At 68.1% G+C, this 11153-nt stretch carries 10 protein-coding genes; 4 read left to right on the top strand and 6 right to left on the bottom strand.

The genetic code is table 11. The features are described from left to right. The first annotated feature begins 106 nt into the window (after window positions 1-106). The 4 genes from ACQP1K_RS06030 (at window position 107) to ACQP1K_RS06015 (ending at window position 5573) form a co-directional block, all read left to right on the top strand. On the top strand, window positions 107-373 hold the full coding sequence (locus tag ACQP1K_RS06030) for an HGxxPAAW family protein (RefSeq protein WP_433499876.1): 267 nt from the start codon (window positions 107-109) through the stop codon (window positions 371-373). 108 nt (window positions 374-481) lie between these two features. Further along, window positions 482-1744 (top strand): winged helix-turn-helix domain-containing protein, encoded by a 1263-nt coding sequence (locus ACQP1K_RS06025; protein WP_433499875.1) that lies wholly within the window; start codon window positions 482-484, stop codon window positions 1742-1744. Between the two features lie 74 nt (window positions 1745-1818). Further along, entirely contained in the window at window positions 1819-3552 is a 1734-nt protein-coding gene (locus ACQP1K_RS06020) for an ABC transporter ATP-binding protein (RefSeq protein WP_433499874.1), read from the top strand. Then, window positions 3549-5573 (top strand): ABC transporter ATP-binding protein, encoded by a 2025-nt coding sequence (locus ACQP1K_RS06015; RefSeq protein WP_433499873.1) that lies wholly within the window; start codon window positions 3549-3551, stop codon window positions 5571-5573. Before ACQP1K_RS06020 ends, ACQP1K_RS06015 begins: the two co-directional genes overlap by 4 nt. Before the next feature lie 42 nt (window positions 5574-5615). On the opposite strand, the gene ACQP1K_RS06010 is transcribed toward ACQP1K_RS06015, so the two are convergent. The 6 genes from ACQP1K_RS06010 to ACQP1K_RS05985 form a co-directional block, all read right to left on the bottom strand. After that, window positions 5616-6962: a hypothetical protein gene (locus tag ACQP1K_RS06010; RefSeq protein WP_433499872.1), complete on the bottom strand. Its 1347-nt coding sequence runs from the start codon at window positions 6960-6962 to the stop codon at window positions 5616-5618. A 2-nt stretch (window positions 6963-6964) separates the two neighbouring features. Continuing rightward, window positions 6965-7348 carry an SCP2 sterol-binding domain-containing protein gene (locus ACQP1K_RS06005; protein WP_433499871.1) on the bottom strand — a complete coding sequence of 128 codons (384 nt, stop codon included), beginning with the start codon at window positions 7346-7348 and terminating at the stop codon, window positions 6965-6967. A gap of 29 nt (window positions 7349-7377) precedes the next feature. Then, entirely contained in the window at window positions 7378-8376 is a 999-nt protein-coding gene (locus ACQP1K_RS06000) for a Rieske 2Fe-2S domain-containing protein (protein ID WP_433499870.1), read from the bottom strand. A gap of 86 nt (window positions 8377-8462) precedes the next feature. Then, entirely contained in the window at window positions 8463-8858 is a 396-nt protein-coding gene (locus ACQP1K_RS05995; RefSeq protein ID WP_433499869.1) for a heme-binding protein, read from the bottom strand. Window positions 8859-8898: 40 nt separating this feature from the next. Continuing rightward, entirely contained in the window at window positions 8899-9735 is an 837-nt protein-coding gene (locus ACQP1K_RS05990; RefSeq protein WP_433499868.1) for a hypothetical protein, read from the bottom strand. Between the two features lie 280 nt (window positions 9736-10015). Continuing rightward, a complete protein-coding gene (locus ACQP1K_RS05985) occupies window positions 10016-10798 on the bottom strand; it encodes a GntR family transcriptional regulator (protein WP_433499867.1) in 783 nt (260 codons plus the stop codon). Window positions 10799-11153 lie beyond the last annotated feature (355 nt).

Genomic DNA, 11153 nt, shown 5'->3' with positions numbered 1-11153 from the left:
ATGAGCCGGAGCGGCGTGCCGCATTCGCATGACTTAGAACGAGGAAAACCCCCGAAGGGTTCCCCCGATGTGCCGACCATGGCGCTCATCAGGTAGAAAACGGGGTATGGCACAGAGCGGACACCAAGGCAGCCACGCGGGAAGCCCCAAATCGTGGTTCGCCGTCACGACGATCCTCATCGGCTTTCTCGTGGGCGGGATCGCCCTCACCATCGGCCCCAACTGGGTGCTCGTCTGGGTCGGCGCGGGAATCTGCGCGGTCGGCGGCCTACTCGCCCTCGCCGTCGACATCTTCTCAGACGTGATCGTAGACGCCCCCAGGGAGATCGAGGCACAGGAGCATCACTCCCCCTTCGAGCATCCCCGCGCCTGAGCCGCCGTACGCTCCGGGCCCGGCCGATCACGACCCGGCTCACCGTGCCGTGATCGGCGGCGAACCGCCGAGGCATTTTGTCGGTCGCCCCGTTTAGCATCTTCAGGCGTGACCGATCTGACCTCGGACGAGGCCCGCAGGATCATTCTGCGTGCTCAGGGATTCCTCGGCGCGAGCACGCGCGGCGGCGGTGTGTCCGCCATGCTGCGGCGGGTGGGTGCCGTCCAGCTCGACACCATCTCGGTGCTGGCGCGCTCGCACGAGCTCGTCGCGTACGCCCGGCTCGGCCCTGTCGGCCGGGCGGAGGTGGAGCGCGCCTACTGGCACAGCGCACCGCCCCTTCCGCCCCGTGCCTTCGAATACTGGTGTCACGCCGCCTGCATCCTCCCCATCGAACAGTGGCCCCTGTACGGCTTCCGCCGCCGGGCCTACCGTGAACGGCGGTTCCGCTGGCACGAGGTGCCGCCGACCGTCGACAAGGTCCTTGAGCTCGTCCGCTCGGAGGGACCGGTCACCACCGCCGACATCGGCGGAGCGCGCAACGGCGGCCCCTGGTGGGACTGGTCCGATGCCAAGATCGCGATCGAGTTCCTGCTCGACGTCGGCGAGGTCGTCTGCACCCGGCGGGTCGGCTGGCGCCGCGTCTACGACCTGGCCGAGCGCGTGATCCCCGCAAATCTGCTGGATGAGAATCCCACCGACGCGGAGTGCGTCGCCGGGCTCACCGCGATCGCCGGCCGCTCCCTGGGCGTGGCGACCCGGGCCGACCTGGCCGACTTCACCCGGGTGAAGGGGAGGTACGCCGATCTGCTCGACGACGCCCTGCTGAGCGGTGCCGCCGGTCTCATGCCGGTACGGGTCGCCGGATGGCCGCCCGCCCGGCGGGGTTCCGGAGCCGGGGCGCGGGCGGGCGGCGACGGCGCCCCCAACGCCTGGGCGGATCCGGCCGCCCTTGAGACGGAGCCGCGCGGACGCCACCGGACCACGCCGTTGTCGCCGTTCGATTCGCTGATCTGGGATCGGCCGCGTACCGAACGGATCTTCGGGCTGAGCCACCGGCTGGAGGCGTACGTGCCCAGGGACAAACGGGTCCACGGCTATTTCGCGATGCCGGTGCTGGTCGGCGGCCGGATCGTCGGCCGCGTGGATCCGGCCCGGGAGGGCCGCACGCTCGTCGCCCGCCAGGTCGGTTTCGAGCCCGGCGTCAGCCGTACAGCGGCCGGTCGCAGGGCGGCGGTCGCGGGCATGCGGGACGCGCTGTTCGAGGCCGCGAGCTGGGTGGGCTGTACGGACGTCCGGATCGAGCGGATCACCTCGCCGGAGCTCGAAGGACCGCTGCGAGCCGCGCTCAACGGAAAAAATCGCGCGTGAGTAATCAATCGATCATATAGCGTTTTCGGCGTGATTCGGATCTCCTGTCGTGCGGCCTCCGCCGGGGTGCGGCCGTGCTGAGCCGACTGCTCCGCACCCACCTGCGGCCGTACTCGTCGGCGCTGGCCGCCGTGGTGCTGTTCCAGCTGATCGGCACCATCGCCTCGCTGTACCTGCCCAGCCTGAACGCCGACATCATCGACCGGGGCGTGGCCACCGGCGACACCGGCTACATCCTGACCACCGGCGGCTGGATGCTGACCGTGTCCCTCGTGCAGATCGCCTGCTCGATCGCGGCGGTCTACCACGGTGCCAAGGTGGCGGCCGGGTTCGGACGGGACGTCCGGTCCGCGATCTTCCATCGGGTGAGCGAATTCTCGACACGCGAGGTCGCCCACTTCGGCGCGCCGTCGCTGATCACCCGCAACACCAACGACGTGCAGCAGGTCCAGATGCTCGTGGTGATGACCTGCACGATGTTGGTCGCCGCGCCGATCATGGGCATCGGCGGCATCATCATGGCGCTGCGTCAGGACGTCGGGCTGTCCTGGCTCATGCTGGTCTGCGTCCCGGTGCTGCTGCTCTCGATCGGTCTGCTCGTCTCCCGGATGGTTCCGCAGTTCCGGGCCATGCAGGTCCGCATCGACGCGGTCAACCGGGTGCTGCGCGAGCAGCTCTCCGGAATCCGCGTGGTGCGCGCCTTCGTCCGGGAACGTGAGGAGACGCGCCGGTTCGCCGAGGCGAACGACGAGCTGACCGATACCGCGCTGCGCGTCGGGCGGCTGACCGCGCTCATCTTCCCCACCGTGATGTTGATCCTCAACGCCTCCAGCGTCGCCGTACTGTGGTTCGGGGCCGCTCGGGTGGACAGCGGCGAGATGCAGGTCGGCTCCCTCACCGCGTTCCTCATGTATCTGCTGCAGATCCTCATGTCGATGATGATGGCCACCTTCATCTCGATCATGATCCCTCGTGCCGCCGTCTGCGCCGAGCGCATCGGCGAGGTGCTCGACACCGAGTCGTCGGTGCGGCCACCCGAGCGGCCCGTACGGCGGGTGGACCGCCGAGCCGAGCTGGAGCTGCGCGACGTGGAGTTCCGTTATCCGGGGGCGGCGGCTCCGGTGCTGTCCGGGATCGCCTTCCGCGCCGTCGCGGGGCAGACCACCGCCGTCGTGGGCAGCACCGGGTCGGGCAAGACGACGCTGGTCTCCCTGGTGCCCCGGCTGTTCGACGCGACCTCGGGCGCCGTGCTGATCGACGGCGTCGACGTACGCGACCTCGATCCTGAGATGCTCTGGGGACGGATCGGCCTGGTGCCGCAGAAGCCGTACCTGTTCACCGGAACGGTCGCGAGCAACCTTCGGTACGGAAACCCCGACGCCACCGACGAGGAGCTGTGGGAGGCGCTGGAGGTCGCCCAGGCCCGCGACTTCGTCGAGGCGATGCCCGAGGGTCTGCAGGCCCAGATCACCCAGGGCGGCACGAACGTGTCCGGCGGTCAGCGGCAGCGGCTCTCGATCGCCCGGGCGCTGGTCGCAAAGCCTGAGATCTACCTGTTCGACGACTCGTTCTCCGCCCTCGACCTGACCACGGACGCCCGGTTGCGCGCAGCGCTGCGCCCGTACACCGCCGAGGCCACCGTGATCATCGTCGCCCAGCGAGTCTCCACCATCGTCGACGCCGACCAGATCATCGTCCTGGACAACGGCCTCGTCGCCGGCGTCGGCACCCATGAGGAACTTCTCGGCTCCTGCCCGACCTACGTCGAGATCGTCGAATCCCAGCTGACCGAGGAGAGTGCGGCATGAGCGACCGGCCTCCGGCATCGACCGCGTCCTCGGCCTCCCCGGCACCCGCACCCACTCCACGACCGCGCCCGGCCAGGGGCGGCCTCGGCGGGGGTTTCGGGGGCTTCGGCGGGATGCCGGCGGAGAAGTCGATGGACTTCTGGCCCTCCACCCGGCGGATCCTCCGGCGGCTGAGCCCCAAACGCGCCAGGGTCCTGGCGGTGATCGGCCTCGCCGTGATCAGCGTGGTGTTCTCCGTCATCGGACCGAAGATCCTCGGCATCGCGACGGACGTGATCTTCAACGGGGCGATCGGCGGTCAGCTGCCCGCCGGAACCACCAAGGAGCAGGCCGTCCAGGCCGCGCGCGCCTCGGGCCACGACAACTTCGCCGACATGCTCGCGGGAATGGACATCGTCCCGGGGCAGGGCATCGACTTCGGCGCGCTGGCCACAGCACTGACCTGGGCACTCGGCCTCTACCTCGCGGCATCGGCCCTGATGTGGCTGCAGGGCTATCTGCTCAACGACGTGACCCAGCGCACCGTGTTCCGGCTGCGGGCCGACGTCGAGGACAAGATCAACCGGCTCCCGCTGCAGTTCTTCGACGGCCAGCCGCGCGGCGAGCTGCTCAGCCGGGTCACCAACGACATCGACAACGTGTCCCAGACCCTGCAGCAGACGTTGAGCCAGCTGCTGAGCTCACTGCTCACCGTGATCGGCGTACTGGCGATGATGTTCGTCATCTCTCCGCTGCTCGCGGTGATCGCTCTGGTGACGATCCCGATCATGATGCTCATCACCGGGCAGATCGCCAAGCGCTCGCAGAAGCAGTTCGTCGCGCAGTGGGCCAACACCGGCACGCTGAACGCCCACATCGAGGAGGCGTTCACCGGTCATGAGCTGGTGAAGGTGTTCGGGCGTGGGCCCGAGGTCGAGCAGGTCTTCCGGGAGCGCAACGACGCGCTGTACAAGGCGAGCTTCGGCGCCCAGTTCATCTCCGGGATCATCATGCCGATGATGATGTTCGTCGGGAACCTCAACTACGTGGCCATCGCCGTCGTCGGCGCTGTACGGGTCGCCACCGGGTCGATGAGCCTGGGCGACGTCCAGGCGTTCATCCAGTACTCCCGGCAGTTCACCCAGCCGCTGACGCAGGTCGCCTCGATGGCCAACCTGCTGCAGTCGGGCGTGGCGTCCGCCGAGCGGGTCTTCGAGCTGCTCGACGCGGCGGAGCAGCAGCCGGACCCGGCGGATCCTGTGCTGCCCGCCACCCGGCGTGGCCGCGTCGAGTTCGAGCAGGTGTCCTTCCGCTACGACCCGGAGCAGCCCCTCATCGAGGACCTGTCGCTGGTGGCCGAGCCCGGGCACACGATCGCGATCGTCGGCCCGACCGGCGCGGGGAAGACCACGCTGGTCAACCTGATCATGCGTTTCTACGAGCTGGACGCGGGTCGCATCACCCTCGACGGCGTCGACATCACCGCGATGCGCCGCGAGGACCTGCGCTCGCAGATCGGCATGGTCCTGCAGGACACCTGGCTGTTCGGCGGCACGATCCGCGACAACATCGCGTACGGCGACCCGCGGGCCACCGAAGCGGAGATCCAGACCGCGGCACGGGCGGCCCACGTCGACCGGTTCGTCCGCACGCTGCCCGATGGGTACGACACCGTGATCGATGAGGAGGGCGGCAACATCAGTGCGGGCGAGAAGCAGCTGATCACGATCGCCCGCGCCTTCCTCGCCGACCCGTCCCTGCTCATCCTGGACGAGGCCACCAGCTCGGTGGACACGCGGACCGAGGTCCTGGTGCAGCACGCGATGGCGGCGCTGCGTACGGACCGCACCAGCTTCGTCATCGCTCACCGGCTGTCCACCATCCGGGACGCCGACCTCATCCTGGTCATGGAGACGGGCAGCATCGTCGAGTACGGCACCCACGACGAACTGCTCGCCGCCCGGGGCGCGTACTACCGGCTCCACTCCGCCCAATTCAGCGGCGCCCTGGTGCCGGTGGACGACGAGACGACCGGCGTCTGATCTCCGTCACGGCCTCCCGTGCCTGTCCGCAGTGGTCGTGTCCTACCCCGCCGTCGTGACGCCGACGGTTCGCCGGGGATCGATGACCTGCAGGACCTCGTCGATACCGGGTTGGTTGAAGCCCTTGAACCCGTCATTGCGCTCGATGTTCTCCAGATGGCAGCCGATGGCGCCGCGCAACCGGAAGTTCTCGGCCTCCTGCGCGTCGAGATGGCCTTCCCGTTCCAGGGCGTCCACGTGATCGGGGTCCACCGGCAGCCACTGGCCGGCGGTGAGCTCCTGGTAGAGGTGGGGCAGGTCGGAGAACGGCTTCATCATCACGATGCCCAGACCATGCAGCTGGCTGCGCAGTTCCCGCTGGTCGTACAGCCCCGCCACGTGGTTGAGCCCGGCCTCCAGCATCGACTCGCCGTGCATCGCGCACCACAGCCCGGCCCGGCGGTGTCTCTCCAGCGGGTCGAGCGCCGTGTGCGCGAAGTCGAAGTCGAGCTCGTGCGGGGCCAAGTCGATATCGGCGAAAATGGTGCTTCCGATCACCGGCTGCTCGAGGATCTGCGAGCCCCACCCCGCCTGGTGCCCGGCGTAGAACAGCTCGCGGCATTCGTACCCGAGCATCTCCAGCAGTTTGATCGTGCGGTCGAAGTACTGCCGGGACGCGTCGTAGGTGTGGTGGTCGATGTTGGACCAGCCGATCCCGGCGGCGTCCTGGCGCTGCTTCTGAATGCGGCCGGCTTCGCAGCGGACCATCCAGTACTCCCGCTCCGCCCGCAGGAACAGGTCGCACGTCCAGTGACGGCCGATGTCATCGATCGCCGCCCGCACCAGACGCTCGGTGTGATCGAAGCCGTCCAGCGGATGCGCGAACTGCCTGCGCCGGGTTCGCAGCGTCTGCTGATGAATCTGAGCCGCCCGGATCAGCTCCGGTCCGGCAGCGGAGAGGTCGAACCCGGGGAACCCGTTGCGCTCCACGACGCTGATCAGCACGCCGTCGCCGCGGAGGACGTCTGCGAAGCGGTACGGGGCATGCACCTCACCCACGACCCGGGCGTCGAGACCCTGCGCTTCGACGAACGTCGCGACCGACTCGACCCGGATGGCCAGCTCGATGTCCCGGTTGCCGTCCAGGACCGCCGGGAACCGGCCGCCCCGGTGCCGCCGTACGCCGGACTCGACCCGTTCCCAGCCGGCGTCCTGGAAGCGCCGCGCCCAGTCACGCGGCACCAGCACGTGGTCGATCAGGTCCCGCAGCCGTACCCCACAGCTCCCGCGCAGGTCGTCCGCGAGAGCCCGTGCCCGCCGGCTGCGCGCCAGGACCTCGTCCAGCAACTCGGTGACGAGGGCTTCCGCACGGGGGTGCGGCTCCCAGGCGGGCATACGCTGGTGATCCACGATCAGTACTCCGTCCGGACCGCGATCGTGCCGGCGTGGATGGTGGCGAACAGGTTGCGCTCACTGATCAGCTTCATCCTGTCACCGGACAGCTTTCCCTTTCCGGTGAGCAGGGCCACCGGCGGCGAGATCTCGCCCTTGTTGATGCTGACGTGGACATCCCAGGGGCCGGTAATCGAAATGGTCGGATTTTCGGCACGCCCGGAGACCGCACGTACGGCACCGTCGGCGATCACGATGTGGTACGCCGCCTCACCGTGCGGAGAGTCCGTCGCCGTCTGCTCGAAGACGATGTTCTTGCCGACGGCGGCCCTGGCGACCTCCTCCGATGCCTGGATCGCGGCATCCACCTCGGCGACCCACTCCTTGCTGAAGAACAGTGCCATGGCACATTCCCTTCGTACGTAGGCACAGATCAGTTGATGTAGCCGTCGCCGGGGTGGGCGCGGGGGAAGTCACGGACATAGCGGAAGAACTTGCCGAGTGCGCGGTCGGCGTCGATCAGCACGTCCTCACGGAAACGGATCGTGTCCATCACCGGCGCGTCTTCGTCCTGGAGCTGGACCATCAACGCCTGACTCATGAACAGGATCTGCTCGGTCTTGGCGTCACCCTCGGGGGTGCCGTCGCTCCTGGTGGTGGCCTGGACGTTGAAGCCCCGGCAGCCGCCGGGAACCGGCGTACCGGAGAACGCACCCATGACCTCGGCCCCCTCCCTGGTGGTCATCGTCAGGGTGATGGAGTTGTCGCCGAAGCAGCGCACGCGCTGATGGAGCCAGCCGAAATTGGGGAGCTCGCCCTCGACCTCGTACTCGTACTGGTAACCCTCCATGACGATGTCGGCCGGATCATGCTCCATCTTCATCCCGTGCAACTCCCGCAGGTGCTGGAAGTCCATGGAGTTGGTCAGCAGCATGTAGGGGTCCACCTTCCACCGCCGCGTCTCCTGCACCTGGAAGACCAGGTCCTCGACGGGGTGAGTGGGGAAGGCCGGCGGGTCGTAGAGCGGCTCCGTCCCGTTGAACGCCCAGATCAGACCCATGGTCTCCGCCACCGGGTAGGTGAAGAGGCGCGCCTGTCTGGGGATGCGCTTGCTGCTGGCCGGGATCTTGCTGCACATTCCGTCCGGGCCGTACTGCCAGTTGTGGAAGGCACACCGGACGTCGTTGCCCTGGACATCGCCGACGGACAGGTCGGCACCCAGGTGCCGGCAGTACGCACTGTGCACGCGGGCCTGGCCATCGGCCCCGCGATAGACGACGACTCTTCCGTCGAGGAACTCCCGGCCGACCAGCCGGCCCTTGTCGACCTCGCTGCTCAGCGCGACCGGGAACCAGCACTGCGAGAATCCACCCTCCCCTTCCCTGGGGATTCCCTTGTTTCCGATCTGCGGCATGGGGTTGGTGATTGTCACGGCGACCTCCCAGGGTATCGACCGGCAAAGTTGTAGGACAACGTACGGGACCGTTTCCCCCTGGTTCAAGGGGCCTGTCCGGCTTGTTACTCCTGAAGGGCCTTCTCCCCCACGGCCTGGTCCTGGCTGTAGTGACCGCCGGAGATGCCCACGCCGCCGACGCAGACACCGTCAACGATCACCGGGAAGCCGCCCGGCAGCAGCGATACGTCCGATGAACCGGTGAAGGCCACCGTCAACCTGGGGTCCTGAGCGAAGCTCTCGGCCACCGCGTGGGTGGGAGCGCCGAAGCTGGCGGCGGCGACCGCCTTGCGGCGGGCGAAGTCAGCCGCCACGAAGCCCACACCATCCCCGCGAGCCGCGGCGACCACATGGCCGCCGACGTCGACGACCGCGACCGCCACCGGCACCGACTGGGCGCCCGCCGTGTCGAGAACCCGCTGGACCAGTGTGAGGGCGTGGTTGACCGAAAGGTTAGTCATGATTTTCCTCCTAATTCGTGGTTACGTCGGTAATCGGGCTCTACGCGAACGTCGGCAGGCCGATGACGAAGATCTCGGTGTCCTCCTGCGCGCGGTAGGTCGCGCTTTCTCCGCGGTCGAGATAGATCGCGGTCCCGGCCGGCAGAACCTCGGCCCCGCAGCTCACGGACCCACTGGTCACGTAGTGGATTCTGGCGGCCGGCCGGGCGGCGACCTCGTGGGCCGCTTCGCCCGCGACGCGGATGAACCCGACGTCGGTGCGCCGCTCCCCGAACGTCGCCAGATGCTTGTGCGCCACCCCCTCCTCGGTGTCCGAAGGCACCCAGGCGAAATGCTCCGGCCACATTGTGAGCGGGTGGTCGTAGCGCGCGGACGGATACGCCACCGGTCTGCCGTGGACGTGCTCCCAGATCGCCTCGTAACCGTCCTGGTTGCGATGACGGCCGCTCTCGTCGACATAACGGAAGATGCCGTTTTCGAACGTGCCGCGCTCAGCGAGCTCCCGGTTGCCTGCGGCCAGCTGGTCGTAGCTCATGAACCCGGTCCCCGTGGAGCCGCCCATCTGGATGCCGAGGATCGTCGCCCCCATCCCGACCTGGGGTCCGTAGTAGGTGCCTTCGGGAAAGTAGGTCACGGTGCCGGCGGGCATGATCCGGTCACGCAGGTACTGGTGCCGACCTTGAAGAACCAGATGGATCTGGTCGAAGTTGTGGTGGTGCCGCGGCGTCCGGTACCGCTCGTCGATCTGTACCAGCGACAGCTCGAAGTTGTCCGGTGATCCCTCCGTGCCTTTCAGCAAGCGCTGGAACGCGATCCCGTCGCCTCGATGATTCGCGAACGACTCGGGCGGGATGGCGCTGACGGCCACAGTCCGCATGACAGCCCCTCGTTCTTTATTCTCCAACAGTTTTGTAGGACAATAACCGCGAACACAGAGGGAAGCAAGAGTTGGAACACCTGGTGATGTGGAGATCCGTCAGCGGCTGCCACAGCCGCCGGGAGGCCACTCAGCCGGACTCCGGGAATGCCGATCACACGACCGCTCGTCGGCCACAGGTAGTCGCGCGACCGGGGCTCGGCATGGCCGCCCGGCCGCTTCGCCGCGTCTTCGGGCTCTCAGCGCTCCGAGCCACGCCCGTTCAACGCCGCCTGCGCGATCACCGCATCAACTGATCGCGGATATTCGCCGGGCCGCGGAACGCGTGCTCGTCCCGTAGCACATGCCGGATCGAAGACCGCACGTGTTCACGCATCGCGCGTTCCGCCGCTTCGGCGTCACCCGCCAGGATGGCCGAGGCGACGGCCTGGTGCTCGTGGATCGACTGAGCCTTGCCGGTCGCGTCGGCCAAGAGGCGATGGAGCAGCCGGAAGGCCTGCACCTGAAGTTGACCGACGATCCTGGCCAGCATGTCGTTCCCGCTGATTTCGACGATCACCTCATGGAATCTCGCGTTGACGTCCATGTAGCCGGGCACGTCCGTGAGCTCACGATGCCGCCACACCTCGTCCAGCACCTGTTCCAGGCGCCTGCGGTTGTCGCCCTTATCGATCTGCTCGGCGGCGAGACGTGCCGCCAGCCCCTCAAGGGCCTCACGCACCTGGAACAGGCTGAAGACCTGCTCTCGGCTCATCTTCCGCACCAGGGCACCACGATAAGGCTCGATCACGAGCAGCCCGTCAGCCGCCAACCGCCCGAACGCCTCACGCAGCGAGCCCCGGCTGACCCCGAATTCCTCGGTCAGGTCAGACTCGACAAGCCGCTGACCGGGCACGAAGCGACCGGCTTTGATGCCGTCCACGATGGCCGCCGCGACAGCGTCGACCGTGGTCGCGGGGCCCCTGTTACGGGAAGTGGCCATCAGATTCGCCTTACCAAGATGTCGGACATTACGACCATCGTAGTCCTCGAGCGGCGTGCTCGCCGATGGCCGGCCGAGCACGGCGACGGAGCATCCTCGGCGGCTGAGCCACGAACGTCTCAAGCCACCGGCGGATCAGCGCGCCTCGCCAGGCGTCGGCAGCCCGATCTCGGGCGTGCCGTTGCGGGCCGACCACGTCGTGCTCAGCGACCTGGCGAGAAATCACGACACAGCCGGCCTGGCAGTCGTCCGCCGGGTCGTGGAGATCGGGTGACGAGCGGGCCCCGGGCGAGGACCTCACCTCATGTGCGTCGGCGACCAGGGAGCGCAGTGCGCTGTCGCGAAGCGCGAGCCCGGGTGGATGCGTGGCAGGGGCGGGAGGACCCTACGGGTGCCCTCCGGAAAGGAGCGGACGCCGGCCGGGCCACGGCGCAGC

It is taken from the genome of Sphaerimonospora sp. CA-214678 (assembly GCF_050942215.1).
GTDB lineage: Bacteria > Actinomycetota > Actinomycetes > Streptosporangiales > Streptosporangiaceae > Sphaerimonospora.
Note: the sequence above shows the minus strand (reverse complement) of the source record. Positions and strands in the feature narration are given on the sequence as shown.